This window comes from Streptomyces fungicidicus, assembly GCF_003665435.1.
Lineage (GTDB): Bacteria > Actinomycetota > Actinomycetes > Streptomycetales > Streptomycetaceae > Streptomyces > Streptomyces fungicidicus.
Window position 1 is genome coordinate 6068436 of the sequence record NZ_CP023407.1, and the last position, 15609, is coordinate 6084044.

At 73.2% G+C, this 15609-nt stretch carries 22 protein-coding genes; 17 read left to right on the plus strand and 5 right to left on the minus strand.

From position 1 onward, the window contains the following. Positions 1 to 85: 85 nt before the first annotated feature. The 10 genes from CNQ36_RS27390 to CNQ36_RS27435 are packed head-to-tail and all read left to right on the plus strand — an operon-like array spanning position 86 to position 5384. Positions 86 to 460 carry a gas vesicle protein GvpO gene (locus CNQ36_RS27390; RefSeq protein WP_004922830.1) on the plus strand — a complete coding sequence of 125 codons (375 nt, stop codon included), beginning with the start codon at positions 86 to 88 and terminating at the stop codon, positions 458 to 460. Positions 461 to 512: 52 nt separating this feature from the next. Then, on the plus strand, positions 513 to 947 hold the full coding sequence (locus tag CNQ36_RS27395) for a gas vesicle structural protein GvpA (protein WP_121547949.1): 435 nt from the start codon (positions 513 to 515) through the stop codon (positions 945 to 947). Then, entirely contained in the window at positions 944 to 1717 is a 774-nt protein-coding gene (locus tag CNQ36_RS27400; RefSeq protein ID WP_121547950.1) for a GvpL/GvpF family gas vesicle protein, read from the plus strand. Before CNQ36_RS27395 ends, CNQ36_RS27400 begins: the two co-directional genes overlap by 4 nt. Before the next feature lie 4 nt (positions 1718 to 1721). Further along, on the plus strand, positions 1722 to 1985 hold the full coding sequence (locus CNQ36_RS27405; protein WP_004922822.1) for a gas vesicle protein GvpG: 264 nt from the start codon (positions 1722 to 1724) through the stop codon (positions 1983 to 1985). After that, positions 1982 to 2575 (plus strand): DNA primase, encoded by a 594-nt coding sequence (locus CNQ36_RS27410; protein WP_121547951.1) that lies wholly within the window; start codon positions 1982 to 1984, stop codon positions 2573 to 2575. Before CNQ36_RS27405 ends, CNQ36_RS27410 begins: the two co-directional genes overlap by 4 nt. After that, positions 2575 to 3765 carry an SRPBCC family protein gene (locus CNQ36_RS27415; RefSeq protein WP_121547952.1) on the plus strand — a complete coding sequence of 397 codons (1191 nt, stop codon included), beginning with the start codon at positions 2575 to 2577 and terminating at the stop codon, positions 3763 to 3765. The genes CNQ36_RS27410 and CNQ36_RS27415 overlap by 1 nt, the downstream gene beginning before the upstream one ends. Continuing rightward, positions 3765 to 4100 (plus strand): gas vesicle protein, encoded by a 336-nt coding sequence (locus CNQ36_RS27420; protein WP_004922816.1) that lies wholly within the window; start codon positions 3765 to 3767, stop codon positions 4098 to 4100. The genes CNQ36_RS27415 and CNQ36_RS27420 overlap by 1 nt, the downstream gene beginning before the upstream one ends. Continuing rightward, on the plus strand, positions 4097 to 4876 hold the full coding sequence (locus tag CNQ36_RS27425) for a GvpL/GvpF family gas vesicle protein (RefSeq protein ID WP_004922814.1): 780 nt from the start codon (positions 4097 to 4099) through the stop codon (positions 4874 to 4876). Before CNQ36_RS27420 ends, CNQ36_RS27425 begins: the two co-directional genes overlap by 4 nt. Continuing rightward, positions 4873 to 5061: a gas vesicle protein gene (locus CNQ36_RS27430; RefSeq protein WP_004922811.1), complete on the plus strand. Its 189-nt coding sequence runs from the start codon at positions 4873 to 4875 to the stop codon at positions 5059 to 5061. Before CNQ36_RS27425 ends, CNQ36_RS27430 begins: the two co-directional genes overlap by 4 nt. After that, positions 5058 to 5384, plus strand: coding sequence for a gas vesicle protein K (locus tag CNQ36_RS27435; RefSeq protein WP_004922809.1), 327 nt, complete (start codon positions 5058 to 5060; stop codon positions 5382 to 5384). Before CNQ36_RS27430 ends, CNQ36_RS27435 begins: the two co-directional genes overlap by 4 nt. Positions 5385 to 5465: 81 nt before the next feature. On the opposite strand, the gene CNQ36_RS27440 is transcribed toward CNQ36_RS27435, so the two are convergent. Further along, positions 5466 to 6287 carry a methyltransferase domain-containing protein gene (locus tag CNQ36_RS27440; protein WP_121547953.1) on the minus strand — a complete coding sequence of 274 codons (822 nt, stop codon included), beginning with the start codon at positions 6285 to 6287 and terminating at the stop codon, positions 5466 to 5468. 142 nt (positions 6288 to 6429) lie between these two features. Here CNQ36_RS27440 and CNQ36_RS27445 point away from each other — a divergent pair, with 142 nt between their 5' ends. Continuing rightward, complete coding sequence (locus CNQ36_RS27445; RefSeq protein WP_004922804.1) at positions 6430 to 8049, plus strand: ABC-F family ATP-binding cassette domain-containing protein; 1620 nt, start codon at positions 6430 to 6432, stop codon at positions 8047 to 8049. Between the two features lie 21 nt (positions 8050 to 8070). Here the strand turns inward: CNQ36_RS27445 and CNQ36_RS27450 are convergent, their stop codons facing one another. Then, entirely contained in the window at positions 8071 to 9183 is a 1113-nt protein-coding gene (locus CNQ36_RS27450; RefSeq protein WP_121547954.1) for a baeRF2 domain-containing protein, read from the minus strand. Between the two features lie 62 nt (positions 9184 to 9245). Here CNQ36_RS27450 and CNQ36_RS27455 point away from each other — a divergent pair, with 62 nt between their 5' ends. Further along, positions 9246 to 9533, plus strand: a complete 288-nt coding sequence (locus CNQ36_RS27455) for a DUF6158 family protein (RefSeq protein ID WP_004922799.1) — start codon at positions 9246 to 9248, stop codon at positions 9531 to 9533. Between the two features lie 46 nt (positions 9534 to 9579). Here CNQ36_RS27455 and CNQ36_RS27460 read toward each other — a convergent pair whose 3' ends face one another. From CNQ36_RS27460 to CNQ36_RS27470, 3 genes are read right to left on the minus strand one after another with little or no spacing between them, the layout of a single operon-like run. After that, complete coding sequence (locus CNQ36_RS27460) at positions 9580 to 10134, minus strand: type 1 glutamine amidotransferase domain-containing protein (RefSeq protein ID WP_121547955.1); 555 nt, start codon at positions 10132 to 10134, stop codon at positions 9580 to 9582. Positions 10135 to 10155: 21 nt separating this feature from the next. Further along, positions 10156 to 10581: a CBS domain-containing protein gene (locus CNQ36_RS27465; RefSeq protein WP_121547956.1), complete on the minus strand. Its 426-nt coding sequence runs from the start codon at positions 10579 to 10581 to the stop codon at positions 10156 to 10158. Between the two features lie 29 nt (positions 10582 to 10610). Next, positions 10611 to 11003 carry a DUF2795 domain-containing protein gene (locus CNQ36_RS27470; RefSeq protein WP_040905690.1) on the minus strand — a complete coding sequence of 131 codons (393 nt, stop codon included), beginning with the start codon at positions 11001 to 11003 and terminating at the stop codon, positions 10611 to 10613. A 160-nt stretch (positions 11004 to 11163) separates the two neighbouring features. Here CNQ36_RS27470 and CNQ36_RS35620 point away from each other — a divergent pair, with 160 nt between their 5' ends. The 5 genes from CNQ36_RS35620 (at position 11164) to CNQ36_RS27490 (ending at position 15602) form a co-directional block, all read left to right on the plus strand. Then, the gene (locus tag CNQ36_RS35620) at positions 11164 to 11286 is read left to right on the plus strand and encodes a hypothetical protein (RefSeq protein ID WP_260868230.1); all 123 of its coding nucleotides are present in this window, start codon (positions 11164 to 11166) and stop codon (positions 11284 to 11286) included. A gap of 195 nt (positions 11287 to 11481) precedes the next feature. Then, complete coding sequence (locus CNQ36_RS27475; protein WP_121547957.1) at positions 11482 to 12279, plus strand: RNA polymerase sigma factor SigF; 798 nt, start codon at positions 11482 to 11484, stop codon at positions 12277 to 12279. 151 nt (positions 12280 to 12430) lie between these two features. Then, the gene (locus tag CNQ36_RS27480; protein ID WP_121547958.1) at positions 12431 to 13195 is read left to right on the plus strand and encodes a hypothetical protein; all 765 of its coding nucleotides are present in this window, start codon (positions 12431 to 12433) and stop codon (positions 13193 to 13195) included. 116 nt (positions 13196 to 13311) lie between these two features. Next, positions 13312 to 14553 (plus strand): aminotransferase class I/II-fold pyridoxal phosphate-dependent enzyme, encoded by a 1242-nt coding sequence (locus tag CNQ36_RS27485; RefSeq protein ID WP_121547959.1) that lies wholly within the window; start codon positions 13312 to 13314, stop codon positions 14551 to 14553. Beyond that, positions 14550 to 15602, plus strand: coding sequence for an MBL fold metallo-hydrolase (locus tag CNQ36_RS27490; protein WP_121547960.1), 1053 nt, complete (start codon positions 14550 to 14552; stop codon positions 15600 to 15602). Before CNQ36_RS27485 ends, CNQ36_RS27490 begins: the two co-directional genes overlap by 4 nt. The last annotated feature ends 7 nt before the right edge of the window (positions 15603 to 15609 follow it).

A 15609-nucleotide genomic window follows, 5' to 3' on the forward strand; every position in this document is an offset into this window, starting at 1 on the left:
GGCCGCTGTTCCCGGCTGCGCCAATCGGGTGAGCGTCCGGAGGTTTGGCGCACACACTTGCGGCCACACGGAGGGAGAGGTGGCCATGACGAACACGGAAGACACCGAAGAGTCACAGGCTTCACAGAAAGCCCGTAGCTCCCAGAAATCACGCAAGGAAGCGGACAACAGCACAAGCAGCAAGCGGCGGCCGAGCCCGATGGAGGTGCTGCGCCAGGCGCGCGGACAGCTCGCGGAACTCACCGGCATGGAAGCCGAGTCCGTGTCGTCCTTCGAGCAGACGGAGGACGGCTGGGCGCTCGAGGTCGAGGTCCTCGAGCTCGAGCGCGTACCGGACACGATGAGCCTGATGGCGAGCTACCAGGTGGAGCTGGACTCGGAAGGGCAGCTCACCGGGTACCGCCGGGTCCGCCGCTACGAGCGGGGACGCGCCGAAGCGCGCAGGTCCGGCGGCCGCTAGGCCGCCCGCACGTACCCACACCGACACCCACAGACAAGGAGGACTGTCCGGCATGACAGTCGTACCGGCACAACAGACCGGCGGCGGGGGCGGCAGCAGCGGCCTCTACGACGTGCTCGAGCTTGTTCTCGACAGGGGGCTCGTCATCGACGCATTCGTGCGCGTGTCCCTGGTCGGCATCGAGATTCTCAAGATCGACGTGCGTGTGGTCGTCGCGAGCGTCGACACCTATCTCCGTTTCGCCGAGGCCTGCAACCGCCTCGACCTGGAGTCCGGACCCAACAAGAGCCCGGGCCTGCCCGAGATCGTCGGCGAGGTCACCGAGTCCGGCGCCCGCGGCAAGTCCAAGGGCGCCCTCTCCGGCGCCGCCGAGACCATCTCCGACGCCTTCAAGCAGGCGCGTGAGGGCGACTCCGAGCGTGAGGGCGAGTCCCGCCCGCGGGCCCGCAAGAGCACCGCCGCCCGCCGGAAGGAGGAGCAGGAGTGAGCACCTACGTCTACGGCATCACGGCGGCGTCGCACCCGTCGCTGCCCGAGGGCATGGGCGGCGTCGGCGATCCGTCGCGCCCGGTGCGCATCCTGCGGGAGGGCGAACTGGCGGCCGTCGTCAGCGACGCCCCCGACGGGCTGCGCCCCAAGCGCAGGGAGCTGCTCGCCCACCAGAACGTGCTCAGCGAGATCGGCGCGGCCGGCTGCGTGCTGCCCATGCGGTTCGGCAGCGTCGCCCCCGACGACGACGCCGTCACCGGAGTCCTCGCCGAGCGGGCCGAGCACTACCGGGAGCGGCTGCACGCGCTGGACGACCGGGTCGAGTACAACGTCAAGGCCAACCACGTGGAGGATGCGGTACTCCATCACGTGATGGCCGGCAACCCGGAGATCCGAGCCCTCGCAGAGTCCAACCGGCAGTCCGGCGGCGGCAGTTACGAGGACAAGATCCGCCTCGGTGAGATGGTCGCCGAGGCGGTCAAGGCCAAGGAGGCCGAGGACGGCCCCGCGCTGGAGAGCGCGCTGGAAGGGGTCGCCGACTCCGTGAACGTGGGCCCCGAGTCCACGGGCTGGATCGCCAACGTCTCCTACCTGGTGAAGCGCGAGACGGCGGAGGACTTCCTGGCAGCGGTGGAGCGGGTCCGCAAGGACATGCCCCACCTCGAGGTCCGTCTGAACGGTCCGCTCCCCCCGTACAGCTTCGTCGAGCCCGGACCGGCCGAGCCGGCGGGCACCGCGGCAGGTGGGGCGGACACCGAAGCGGGGTGACGTCATGGGCCTGATCTCGGAGGTACTGCTGCTGCCGTTCGCACCGGTGCGCGGCGGCGGCTGGGCCATCCGGCAGGTGTTGCAGGAAGCAGAACGCATCTACTACGACCCTGCGACCATCCGCGCCGAGCTGGCGCGCCTGGAGGAACTGCTGGAGGCGGGAGAGATCACCGAGGAGGAGTTCGACCGGCAGGAGGACGAACTCCTCGACCGGCTGGAGACCGCGACGCGCACAGGCGCGGGTAGTGGGGACGGGACGGCACGATGAATCGAACAGGACTGGGCCTCGCGATAGGGGCCGGATATCTCCTCGGACGGACGAAGAAGCTCAAGATGGCGGTCGCCGTCGGCGGACTGGTGGCGGGCAAGAAGCTGAACCTCAGCCCGCGCATGGTCACCGAGCTGGTGTCCCGGCAGCTGGCCGACAACCCGCAGTTCAAGCAGCTGGGCGATCAGCTCCGCGGCGAGCTGCGCGGTGTCGGCACGGCCGCCTCCGGCGCGCTGGTCGAGCGGCAGCTCGGCTCGCTCGCCGACCGGCTGCACGGCCGCACCGCCGAGATGCGCGGCCAACTGAACGGCGACGGCCCGCAGGAGCAGGCGGCTGACGAGGACCTCGACGCGGAACCGTCGGACGAGGACCACGAGCCGGACGGCGGGCACGAGGACGACCGCGAGGAAGAGCAGGCCCGCGAGCGGACGCCGAAGAAGGCCGCGGCCAAGAAGGCCCCGGCGAAGAAGGCGCCGCCGGCCAAGAAGGCCGCCGCGAAGAAGGCGGCGCCCGCCAAGAAGACGGCCGCGAAGAAGACCGCGGCGGCCCGCGGTGCCCGTCCCCGCACGCCGAAGGGAGGCGGTGAGTGATGACCGAGACACTCGGAAAGGCCACTTCTGCCGCGCGGGACGGCGCGGACGGGGCGGCGAAGGGCCCGCTCGCCGACATCGCGCACAGCGAGGCCGCCGATCGGCTCAAGGCGGAGGTGCAGGACTACCTCGCGGCCCAGGCGACGCGTCTGCTGAGCGGCCTCGGCCAGAAACTCGGCGAGACCACGAACAAGCTCAACGACATCGCCGACGGCAACAGCCCGGGCTTCGCCAAGCTCGCCCTCGACGGCGGCCGCAAGCTGGCCGAGGGCAAGAGCCCGCTGCGCAGCGCGGTCGAACTCGGGGCCTCGCGAGCCAAGGACAACGTGATGGACAAGCTGAAGGGTCTGGGCGGAGGCGGCGGCAAGAGCAAGCGCAAGCGCTCGTCCGGCAACAAGCCCACCGTCATCATCGAGCACATCGACGTCGGAGTGCCGCTGCGCACGGCCTACGACCAGTGGACCCAGTACCAGGACTTCAGCACCTTCGCCAAGGGCGTCAAGAGCGCCAACAAGTCCGACGACACGACGTCGGACTGGCAGGCGAAGATCTGGTGGTCGAACCGCAGCTGGAAGGCGAAGACCACCGAGCAGGTCCCCGACGACCGCATCGCCTGGTCCTCGGAGGGCGCCAAGGGCACGACGAAGGGGGTCGTCTCCTTCCACAGCCTCGGCGACAACCTCACCCGGGTGCTGCTGGTCATCGAGTACTACCCGTCGGGCTTCTTCGAGAAGACCGGCAACATCTGGCGGGCCCAGGGCCGCCGCGCCCGGCTCGACCTGAAGCACTTCGTCCGCTTCATCACCATCAAGGGCGAGGCCGAGGACAGCTGGCGGGGCGAGATCCGCGACGGCGAGGTGGTCCGCAGCCACGAGGACGCCGTCGCCGAGGAGGAGAACGAGGAGCCCGAGGGCGAGAACGGCGAGGAGCCGGAGGGCGAGAACGGCGAGGAGCCGGAGGGCGAGCACGGCGAGGAGCCCGAGGGCGAGTACGACGAGGAGCCGGAGGGCGAGTACGAGGAGGAGTCCGGCGGGGAGGCCGACGAGGAGTACGAACCGGAGGCCGAGGAGGAGGAGTACGAGGAGGAGCCCGAGGAGGAGCCCGAGGACTCGTACGAGGAGGACGAGTATCCGGAGGAAGAGTCCGAGGGTGAGTACGAGGACGAGCAGTCCGAGAGCCGGAGCCGCTGATGACCACCCCCAGCCGGCTCCCCGATCCGTACGGCGGGGGCGGCGGCGCCAACCTCGCGGACATCCTGGAGAGGGTGCTCGACAAGGGCGTCGTGATCGCGGGTGACATCCGCATCAACCTGCTGGACATAGAACTGCTCACCATCAAGCTGCGCCTGGTCGTCGCGTCCGTCGACAAGGCCAAGGAGATGGGGATCGACTGGTGGGAGTCCGACCCGGCCCTGTCCTCGCGTGCCCGCCGTGACGAACTGGCGAGGGAGAACGCCGAACTGCGCGAGCGGCTGGCCCGGCTGGAGGAACTGGAACCCCGGCGTGCACAGGAGGAGAGTCCGTGACAGGACTGCGGTACGTCTACGCGGTCTGCCGTCCCTTCGGCACGCCGCTCCAGGCGCAGCTGACCGGGGTGGGAGGCGATCCGCCCCGGCTGATGCCCCACCACGACCTGGTGGCCGTGGTGAGCCACGTCCCCGAGGGGGAGTTCGGAGAGGAACCGCTGCGCGCGAATCTGGAGGACCTGGACTGGCTGACCGCCGTCGCCCGCGCCCACCAGGGCGTGATCGACGCGCTCACCACCGTCACGACCCCGCTGCCGCTGCGGCTGGGCACCGTGTTCCGCGACGACAGCGGCGTACGCACCATGATCGAGGCACGTGAGGAGAGCTTCACGCGCACCCTGGACCGGCTGGAGGGCCGGGTCGAGTGGGGTGTGAAGGTCTACGTGGAGTCGGAGCGCGAGCCGGAGACGCCCGCCGAGCCCGCTGCGAAGCCGGCGTCCGGCCGTGACTACCTGCGGCGGCGGCGCATGGCGACGAAGTCGCAGGACGACCTGTGGCAGCGGGCCGAGACGTTCGCGACCCAGCTGCACGAGTCCCTCTCCGGTTCCGCGGAGGACTCCCGGCTGCACGCGCCGCAGAATCCGGCGCTCTCCGGCGCCGCGGGGCGCAACGTGCTCAACGCCGCCTATCTGGTTCCGCGGGCGGGGTCCGAGGAGTTCGTGGAGAAGGTGGAGACGACGAAGGACGGGATCCCCGGGATCCGGGTCGAACTCACCGGCCCGTGGGCGGCCTACTCGTTCGCCGGTGAGGAAACCGCCGAGAAGGAGGGGTCGTGACCGTCGTCGAACGCCGCGAGATAGCCCTGGTGGACCTGCTCGACCGGCTCCTGGCCGGCGGGGTCGTCATCAAGGGCGACATCACGCTGCGCATCGCGGACGTCGACCTGGTCCGTATCGACCTCAACGCGCTGATCAGCTCGGTGAACGCGAAGGTCCCCTCGCCCTTCGAGGACTCGCCGTGACGGGCGGCCCCGATCACGACGCGCACCAGGTCGAGCCGCACGCCGACCGGCGCAAGCGGCTCGACCTGGAGCCGGACACGGTCGAACGCGATCTGATCAAACTGGTGCTCACCGTCGTGGAACTGCTGCGCCAGCTCATGGAACGCCAGGCGCTGCGCCGTTTCGACGAGGGCGACCTGACGGAGGAGCAGGAGGAGCGGGTCGGGCTCACCCTGATGCTGCTCGAGGACCGCATGGCGGAACTGCGGGACCGCTACGGGCTGCGTCCCGAGGACCTGAACCTGGACCTCGGACCGCTCGGACCGCTGCTTCCCCGGGACTGAATCCCCCGGGACCGACGGACGGAGGAGTTCCCCGGGACCGGGTCCCGGGGAACTCCTCCGTCCACGTCACCCCGGCGTGTTTCACGCTTCCTTGCGGCAGAGGACTTCCCCGTGCAGTACCGCGAACCAGCCGTCGTCCCGCGCGCCCCACTCCCGCCAGGCCTCCGCCACCGCGCGCAGCCGCTCACGGGTGGCGTGCCCGCCGTCGACCGCCCGCTCGGCGTAGGCCGAGGCGACCGTGCGGTCCGCCCACAGGCCGCTCCACCACGCCCGCTCCCCGGGAGTGGAGAAGGTCCAGGTGGCCGAGGTGGCGGTGACGTCGGTGAAGCCGGCGGCGAGCGCCCACGACCTCAGCCGCCGTCCCGCGTCCGGCTCGCCCCCGTTGGCCCGCGCCACCCGCCGGTAGAGGCCGAGCCAGTCGTCCATGCCCGGCGACGGGGGATACCAGGTCATCGCCGCGTAGTCCGAGTCCCGGACGGCGACGAACCCGCCCGGCCGCGTCACCCTCCGCATCTCCCGCAGCGCCCGTACGGGGTCTCCCACGTGCTGGAGCACCTGATGGGCGTGGACGACGCAGAACGTGTCGTCCGGGAAGTCCAGCGCGTGCACGTCCCCGACCGTGAAGTCGGTGTTGGCCAGGCCCCGTTCGGCGGCCACCGCACGGGCCCGCTCCAGGATGCCCGGCTCCCGGTCGAGCCCCGTGACGTGACCGGCCGGGACCAGGCCCGCCAGGTCGGCGGTGATGGTGCCGGGCCCGCACCCGACGTCCAGGATCCGCATGTGGGGCTTCAGGACCCCGAGGAGGTACGCCGCCGAGTTCTCGGCGGTCCGCCAGCTGTGCGACCGCAGCACCGACTCGTGGTGGCCGTGCGTGTAGACGGCGGTCTCCCGCGCTTCCGGCATGCCGAACCCACCCCTTCCGCTCTCGTAGGATGCCGCTCACGCTACGCCCGACGGCCGAATGGTGAGACCCATGTCTCACACTCTGGAACGCCGTCGGAAACCCGTTTGCCGCCCGCGCCGGTGCCCCCGCACAATCCCCTCCATGGGTCACCTGGAAGCCGCGCACCTCGAGTACTACCTCCCCGACGGGAGGGCGCTGCTGGGCGACGCCTCCTTCCGGGTGGGTGAGGGCGCCGTGGTGGCCCTCGTCGGACCCAACGGCGCGGGCAAGACCACCCTGCTCCGCCTCCTCGCCGGCGAGCTGAAACCGCACGGCGGCTCGGTGACCGTCACCGGCGGGCTCGGCGTCATGCGCCAGTTCGTCGGCTCCGTACGGGACGAGACGACCGTGCGCGACCTGCTGGTGTCCGTGGCGCAGCCGAGGATCCGCGAGGCCGCCCGTGCCGTGGACGCCGCCGAGCACGCGATCATGACGGTCGACGACGAGGCCGCCCAGCTGGCGTACGCGCAGGCACTCGCCGACTGGGCCGAGGCACGCGGGTACGAGGCCGAGACGCTGTGGGACATCTGCACCACGGCCGCGCTGGGCGTGCCGTACGAGAAGGCGCAGTGGCGCGAGGTCCGCACCCTCTCCGGAGGCGAACAGAAGCGCCTGGTGCTGGAGGCGCTGCTGCGCGGCACCGACGAGGTCCTGCTGCTCGACGAGCCGGACAACTACCTCGACGTCCCCGGCAAGCGCTGGCTGGAGGAACGCCTCGCGGAGACCCGCAAGACCGTCCTCTTCGTCTCCCACGACCGCGAACTCCTCGCCCGCGCCGCACAGAAGATCGTCTCCCTGGAGCCGGGCCCCGCGGGCGCCGACGCCTGGGTGCACGGCGGCGGCTTCGCCACCTTCCACCAGGCCCGGCAGGAGCGCTTCGCCCGCTTCGAGGAGCTGCGCCGGCGCTGGGACGAGAAGCACGCCCAGCTGAAGAAGCTGGTCCTGACGCTGCGCCAGGCAGCCGAGAACAGCCCCGACATGGCGTCCCGCTACCGCGCGGCCCAGACCAGGCTGCGCAAGTTCGAGGAGGCCGGACCGCCGCCCGAGCCCCCGCGCGAGCAGGACATCCGGATGCGCCTCAAGGGCGGCCGCACCGGCGTCCGCGCCGTCACCTGCGAGCAGCTCGAACTCACCGGTCTGATGCACCCCTTCGACCTGGAGGTCTTCTACGGCGAACGGGTCGCCGTCCTCGGCTCCAACGGGTCCGGCAAATCGCACTTCCTGCGCCTGCTGGCCGGGGACGGCGTGGCGCACACCGGGAACTGGAAGCTCGGCGCCCGGGTGCTGCCCGGACACTTCGCGCAGACCCACGCCCACCCGGAGCTGCGGGGCCGCAGCCTCCTGGACATCCTGTGGACCGAGTACTCCCAGGACCGGGGCGCCGCCATGTCGCGCCTGCGCCGCTACGAGCTGACCCAGCAGGCCGAGCAGACCTTCGACCGCCTCTCCGGCGGCCAGCAGGCCCGCTTCCAGATCCTGCTCCTGGAACTGCAGGGCGTCACGGCCCTGCTCCTCGACGAGCCGACCGACAACCTCGACCTGGAATCGGCCGAAGCCCTCCAGGAAGGCCTGGAGGGCTTCGAGGGCACGGTCCTCGCCGTCACCCACGACCGCTGGTTCGCCCGCTCCTTCGACCGCTTCCTGGTCTTCGGCAGCGACGGAAGGGTCCGGGAGACACCCGAACCGGTGTGGGACGAACGCCGGGTCCAGCGCGCGCGCTGAGGCGACCTGCGGGCCGGCGGGTCACTTCCAGCGCAGCAGCGCGCCCAGTCCGCCGACCGGCGCGTCCTCCCGTGTCTCCGCCACCAGGGAGACCGCCAGCGCGGGCGCGTCCGTCGCGACCGCGGACCGGATCAGCGCGTCGTCCGCCCGCGCCGCCCACGAGTTCTGCTCACCGAGGACCTTGAGATCCGTGCGCCGCACCGCGAGCTGGTCAGGATCCTCACCGATCCACACCTCGCGGTGCGCGTCCGCCGCGCCCGGCCGGATCAGCAGCTGGTCGATCCGGTGCTCGCGCGCCGCCTCGACCAGCGCAGGAACGCCCTCCACGGCGCCCGTGCGGCCCTCGTCGTCGGGGCTCCGGGCGGCGAGGAACCGCTCCAGCTCCTCCTCGGCCCGTTCCCGGACGTGCTCGGCGCGGATCCGCTCCACGTCCTCGTCGAGCAGCCGGCTGCCGGCCCCGCGGGAAGCCTCCACCACCAGGTCGTGCAGCCGCTGCGGCAGCCGTTCGCGCACCGACCGCTGCTCGCGGTCGTCACCGACCAGGATCAGCAGGTCGGCGTCCGTCTCCTCCTGGCAGACGGCGAGCGCGTCGGCGATCTCCGCCGCGTTGTGGTCCCAGGTGTTCTCCACCCGGAGCTGGAAGTGGCGCTCCGACCAGTCGACGGTGCCGGTCCGGTGCACGGGCCACTGGCGCCCGGTGACACCGCCGGCGTCGTCCCGGCCGAGGGCGCTGCGCAGTTCGAAGTCGGCGCCCTTGCGGTCGACGTAGGCGACGACGCACACCGGGTCCTCCCCGGCCAGCTCCAGCAGCGGCGCGACCCTCGGCAGCGGCGCCCACTCGGCCCAGTCGCGCTGCGGGGACCTGGCCAGCGGCGGGTCGAGAACCACCTCGCCGTCCCGGGCGAACAGGGCGCGGCCGTGCGGCTCGCTGGAGTGCCGCAGCTCCTCCAGCGCGCGGCGCACCGCCTGGCAGGTCTTCTCGTCCGCCCCCTGCCCGGCCAGGTCCCGGGCCATCGCGCGGGCCGTCAGCTGACGCTCCTGAGGGGTGTGCTCCGTGTGCCGGGAGGTGTCGACGTAGACGGAGGCCCAGGGGCCGGGACGTTCGTAGAGTGGATGCAGGAAAGCGAGTTCCATGGCTCCCTCCCGGTTGCCGTACGGGGTAGTGCTCGTGCCGGCGGGGCGGGTACCCGGACCGCATGAACGCACACGACGAGCGGGGCACCACGATGACCGGAGTCGAGCCGAACCGTCTGGGCGACCAGCAGCTCATGAAGGAGCTGGAGACCATCCACCGCACGCGCCACGACACGCTGCTGTACGGCTCCAACGACGCGCTGCGGGTCCACAACGAGCGGATGGCGCAGCTGGAGGGCGAGTACCTGCGCCGCAACCCGCGTCGTCCGGTGGCCCCGGGCCGCACGCGCGAAGGTGCCCGCGAGCGGGGTGCCGCGGACACCGCGACACCCACCACTCCGGGCACCTGACCCTCCGGCCGGACGCCGGCCGGACTCCGGCCGGTGAACGGCCTCCTCAGGTCTGCCGCTGGGCCGTCTCCGTCCGGAACACCTCCAGCCAGGCCTCCGAGAAGGCCTTCAGATCGTCCGGCTTGCGGCTGGTCACCAGCTTGTTGGGACCGTGGTCGCAGATCTTCACCTGCTCGTCGACCCAGGTGCCGCCCGCGTTGCGGATGTCCGTCCGCAGACTGGGCCAGCTGGTCAGCACCCGGCCCCGGACGACGTCGGCCTCGACGAGGGTCCACGACGCGTGGCAGATCGCGGCGACCGGCCGGCCCTGCTCGAAGAAGTCCTTCACGAAGGCCACGGCCTTGTCGTCGGTGCGCAGGAGGTCCGGGTTGGCCACTCCGCCGGGCAGCACCAGCCCGTCGAAGGAGTCCGCCGACGTCTCGCCGACGACCTCCTGGACGGGGAAGGTGTCCGCCTTGTCGAGGTGGTTGAACGCCTGGATCTTCCCCGGGCTCGTCGACACGAGCACGGGCTCGTGCCCGGCGTCCGCGGCCGCCTGCCACGGCTCGGTCAGTTCCACCTGCTCGACGCCCTCGGGCGCGGTCAGGAATGCGATGCGCATGATGTCTCTACGTCCTTTCGTTCAGCTGTTCTCGTCCGGCTCGGCGCGGCTGATGCCGGCCAGCGCCGAGCCGGGATCCCGCGCCTCGGCCAGATCGCCCAGACTCACCAGGCCGACGGGCAGACCGCCCTCGACGACGGGGATCCGGCGTATCGCGTGCTCGCGCATCAGGGCGACGGCGGAGGACACCGGGTCGTCCAGGGCGAGCGTCAGCGGGTTCGGGGTGCACACGTCCCCGGCGCTCAGCCCGAGCGGGTCCGCAGCCACGGCGACCGCCCGGACCGTGATGTCGCGGTCGGTGAGCACCCCGACGATCCGCTGTCCGTCGGCCACCACCACGTCGCCGATGTTCTGGGTGCGCATCAGCTGCGCCGCCTCGACGACCGAGGCGTCCGGACGCACGGCGACCACGCCGGGGGTCATCACGTCCTTGACGAATCCGTCCATGACCGGGCCTCCCTTCGATCCGGGGCCGGTCAAGCCGTCTCCGTCTCACGGGCCCTGGTGAGCGCCTCGGCCAGTTCCTGCACGTTGTGGTAGCGGGCCTGACGCGGCAGCCGCTCCAGCGCCTCGATGAGCGCGTCGGGCGCGTGCCGCCGGTCGAGGGCCCGCATCAGCTCGCGCGGGCCCGCGGGGAACGCCCCGCGGCTCAGGGTCCTGGCCAGCTCCAGCCGCACCGACTCCAGGGAGGTCGGGCCCCGGCTCGGCGTCACCGGGCCGTGCGCGACCTCGGGGTCGTCGTCGGCGAACGGCTCCGGGTCGTGCCACTCCTCGGTACGGGTGGGACGCCCGGACCGCAGCAGGCCCTGCAGTTCGTGTTTCATCTCGTCGTCGCGGTGGACGCTGAGCCGGTCGCTGCCTCGCTGCATGTCTCCCTCCACATCCTTCGGGGTGCCGACCGCGTACCCGAGGAGCGGAGGGCGACACGGGGGTTCGCGTTCCGGATCGTCCCGGCCCCGGGGTTTGGCCGTCGCGGGGCGGGAGACCCGGTTCGCCCACCCCCCACGTGCCTCCTGGAAAGGACCGGCCATGGTGGTGCTCGCCGTGCTCGTCCCCCCGCTCATGCTCGGCGTGATCCTCATGCTGGGCCGCTACGAGGAGTTCCTGCTGCCACCCGCACGGCCCGAGGGCGACACCGCGGACCCGGCGTGACCCGGGGCGTCCGCGGAATTCCCGGCCGGGGTGTTTCGGGGTGTGAGCCGGGGGCAGGCGCACAGAAAGTGCTTCGGACAGGAGGCACGCCCGTGGCAGCGGCATCAGCCGCCCCGGGCGCACCTGTCCCCCCACCAGTGCGCTCGCCACGGTGACCGTCCGCCCCCCATCCCCCCGAGGGAGTTGCGACGCACCATGACGACCCGAGCGACCGCCAGGCACCACCCGCACGACGACGCCCCCGACACCGCGGCCGCCTTCCGCAGGCTCACCGCGCTGCCCGCCTGCCCCGAGCGCGAAGCGCTCCGCGACGAGATCGTGGAGGCCTGGCTGCCCATGGCCGACCGTCTCGCCGGACGGTTCCGCAGCCGCGGCGAGAGCTTCGACGACCTGCGCCAGGTCGCCGCGCTCGGCCTGGTCAAGGCCGTCGACCGGTACGACTCCGAGCTCGGCAACGCCTTCGAGAGCTACGCCGTGCCGACCATCACCGGCGAGATCAAGCGCCACTTCCGCGACCACATGTGGACCCTGCACGTCCCGCGCCGGGTCCAGGAGCTGCGCAACCGGGTCAGGTACGCCTCCCAGGACCTTTCCGGGACCACACCCGGCCGCCGGCCGACCGTGACCGAGATCGCCGAGCACGCCCATCTGAGCGAGGAGGACGTCCGCACCGGGCAGGAGGCGCTGGAGAGCTTCAGCGCGCTGTCCCTGGACGCCGAACTGCCGGGCAGCGACGACGGCTACTCGCTCGGTGACGCCCTCGGCGCCCCCGATCCGGCGCTGGACACCGTCGTCGACCGCGAGGCCGTCAAGGAACGGCTGGCGGAACTGCCGGAGCGGGAGCGGGCCATCCTGTACATGCGCTTCTTCGACGACAGGACCCAGAGCAGTATCGCCGAGGAACTCGGCATCTCGCAGATGCACGTCTCCCGCCTGATCAGCCGCTGCTGCGGCCGGGTGCGGGAACAGGTCATGCGGGACCAGGAGGAGTAGGACCCGTCGCGGCGCGCCCTTCACCCGGCCGGGGGTGCCCGTTCCCGCCAATGGTGTCCGGCGGCGGGCGGTGCGGCGGTGAAGGGGCTGTGATGGCGGTGGGGCGCGACCGGAACGCGCGCTCCCGTCGTCGCTCGAAGGAGCCCGCACCATGCGCCGCACCGCCCGTGCCCTGTCCCTCGCCGCCGCCACCGGTGCCGTCCTCGCGGCGCTCGCACCGGCCGCGTGCGCGGGCACCGTCCCGGACGGCAGGGCGTCCTGGCCCACCGCGTCCCCCTCGCCCTGCCCGGAACCGGGGCACGAGTGGGAGGGGCACACCCCGCAGGGCACCGGTCCCGGTGCCGCCCGGCCCGATGCCGCGCTCGAACCCGCCGATCCCGAGGCGCTCGTCCCGGACAGCGGAACCCTGGACGAGTCCGGCACCGACCTCGACGACGACCTCGGCACCGGCCTCGACGACGACCTCGGCACCGGCCTCGACGACGACCTCGGTACCGGCCTCGACGACGACCTCGGTACCGGGGCGGGGATTCCCGCCCCGGACGCGAGCACACTCGGCGAACCGGAAGCCCTCGAACCGGAAAACCCCGACCCGGGGGCCGTCGCGCCCGCGCCCGGGGCCATGGGGCACCGGGCCGGGGAACCGAAGCCCACCGAGCCGAGGCCCACCCCGCCGAAGCCCAGGCCCACCGAGCCCAAGCCCAGGCCCACCCCGCCGAAGCCCGTCCCGTCGAAGAGCGCCACCCCCTGCCCCCGCCCGCCGGCCCCCGTGCCGCAGGGCGTCCACGCCGGTGCGGGCGGCGCCTTCACCGACTCCGTGCCGGCCCTGGCCGCCGGCGGACTGCTGATCGCGGGCGCCTTCGGCGCCGCCGCGCACCGGCTGTACCGGGACCGGACCACCCGCGCGGACGGCTGAGGAGCGCCACCCATGGTCCGCCGCAGGCTGGGTACTGGCTGGACCGGGGGACGGGTCCCCGGGGCACGAGCGGCGCCGGGGCAGGGCAGCGGACCAGGGACTGCGCGGAGGCAGGCATGCGGCGGACGGATCCGGTAGGTCACGGCCCCGTCCGGTTCGGGCCGCCGTTCCCCGGGGACGGGCTGCCCGTCCTGCCCGAGCTGTCCGCGGTGCTCGCCGCGGCCGCCTCACGGGGCGGCGCCGAGCCGGTCGGCGGCGGCCCCGCCCTGCTGGACGCGGCATGCGGCTACGGCGACCGGCGCGGACTGCCCGCCGCCCCCGACCGGGTGGCCGTCGCCCCCGGCGCCCCCGCCCTGCTGGTCGCCCTGACCGCCGCCCTCGGCGGCGACGTCCTGGTGCCCCGGCCCTGCGCGGCCTGGTGGGCGCCCTACGCCCGGCTGCTCGGCAGACCCGCCTTCTCCGTCCCGGCCCCGGCCGACAGCGGCGGGGTCCCCGACCCGTACGCCCTGCTGGAGACCGTGCGCCGGCTGCGCGCCGAGGGCGGCGACCCGCGCCTCCTGGTGCTCTCCGTCGCCGACGACCCCACCGCCACCGTCGCCCCGCCCGAGCTGCTGCACGAGACCCTGGAGGCGGCCGTCGGCGAGGGGCTGCACCTGGTCAGCGACGAGACCTGGCGCGACACCCTGCACGACCCGCACGACACCGTGCTGCTCAGCCCCGCCGAGATGCTGCCCGACCGGGTCACCGTCGTCACCGACCTGGCCGGCGCCCTGCTCCCGCCGGGCTGGCCCGCGGCCCTGGCCCGTTTCCCGGCGGGCGGGGACGGCGACGCGCTCCACGCGCGCGTGCTCGACGTGCTCACCGCGCTCGACGCGCGGGTCGCCGCCCCCGTGGCCGCCGCCGCGGGCTACGCGCTGTCCGAGCCCGAGCCGGTCACCGCGCGCGTCGCCGCCGCCGTACGCCTGCACGGGCGCGTGGCCGCCGCCGCGCACCGGGCCGTCGTCGCCGCGGGCGCCCTCTCCCGGCCCCCGCGCTGTGGCCGGCACCTCTACGCCGACCTCACGCCCCTGGCCCCCGCGCTCACCGCGCGCGGTGTCGGCGACGCCCAGGAACTGGAGGACTTCCTCACCGGACGGCTCGGCATGCCCGCACCGGGCGGCCATCGCTTCGGGGACGACCTCGAGGCCCCGCGCGTACGGCTGTCCACCGCACCCCTGCTGGGCGGCGCACCGGGCGCGGAAGTCCTCGACGCGCCCGATCCCCTGGAACTGCCGCGGGTGCGCGCCGCGTTGGCCCGGCTGGGCTCGGTCTTCGACGATCTCCGTGACGACGCCCGGCGATGGGAGTCCCCCCGATGACGCAGCCCCCCGAGCCGACCACCACGACGGCCGCACCCGGCTCCCGCCCCTCCGGCCCCTCCGCCCCGGCCCCCGCGCACCCGCCGCTCGCCGAGCCCCGCCCGCTCGCCGAACGCCGGGTGTGGCCCCGCGCCTTCCACGACCGGCTGACGTCCCCGCTGCCCGGGCTGAAGGCACTGGCCCGGTTCGCCCGCGAGGGAGCCGTACGGCCCGCCCCGGGGGGCCTCGCCGACGTCCCCCGGCTGCCGTACGCCCCCGGCCCGCTGCCCCGGGCGGACTCCCGCACGGTCGCCGTCACCTGGGCGGGGCACGCCAGCTGGGTCCTGCGGATAGGCGGGCTGACCGTGCTCACCGACCCGGTCTGGTCCCGCCGCATCCTCGGCACGCCCGCCAGACTCACCCCCGTCGGCGTCGCCTGGGAGGACCTGCCGCGCGTGGACGCCGTCGTGATCAGCCACAACCACTACGACCACCTCGACGCCCCCACCCTGCGCCGGCTCCCGCGCGACACCCCGCTGTTCGTGCCGGCCGGGCTCGCCCTCTGGTTCCACCGCCGCAGATTCACCCGGGTCACCGAGCTCGACTGGTGGGAGGCCGCCGAACTGGACGGCGTGCGCTTCGACTTCGTACCGGCCCACCACTGGTCCAAGCGCACCCTCACCGACACCTGCCGCTCCCTGTGGGGCGGCTGGGTGCTCACCGCCCCCGACGGACGGCGCGTCCACTTCGCCGGCGACACCGGGTACGGCCACTGGTTCACCCGCATCGGCCGCCGCTACCCGGGCATCGACCTCACCCTGCTGCCCATCGGCGCCTACGACCCCCGATGGTGGCTGGCGGACGTCCACTGCGACCCGGAGGAGGCGGTGCGCGCGGCCCAGGACCTCGGCGCGCGGCACATGGCCCCCATGCACTGGGGCACCTTCGTCCTCTCCGCGGAACCCGTCCTGGAGCCCCTCACCCGCGTCCGCGCCGCCTGGGAGCGGACCGGGCTGCCCCGCGAGAACCTGTGGGACCTGCCGGTGGGGGGCTCACGCGTCCTGGAGTGAGCGGCGG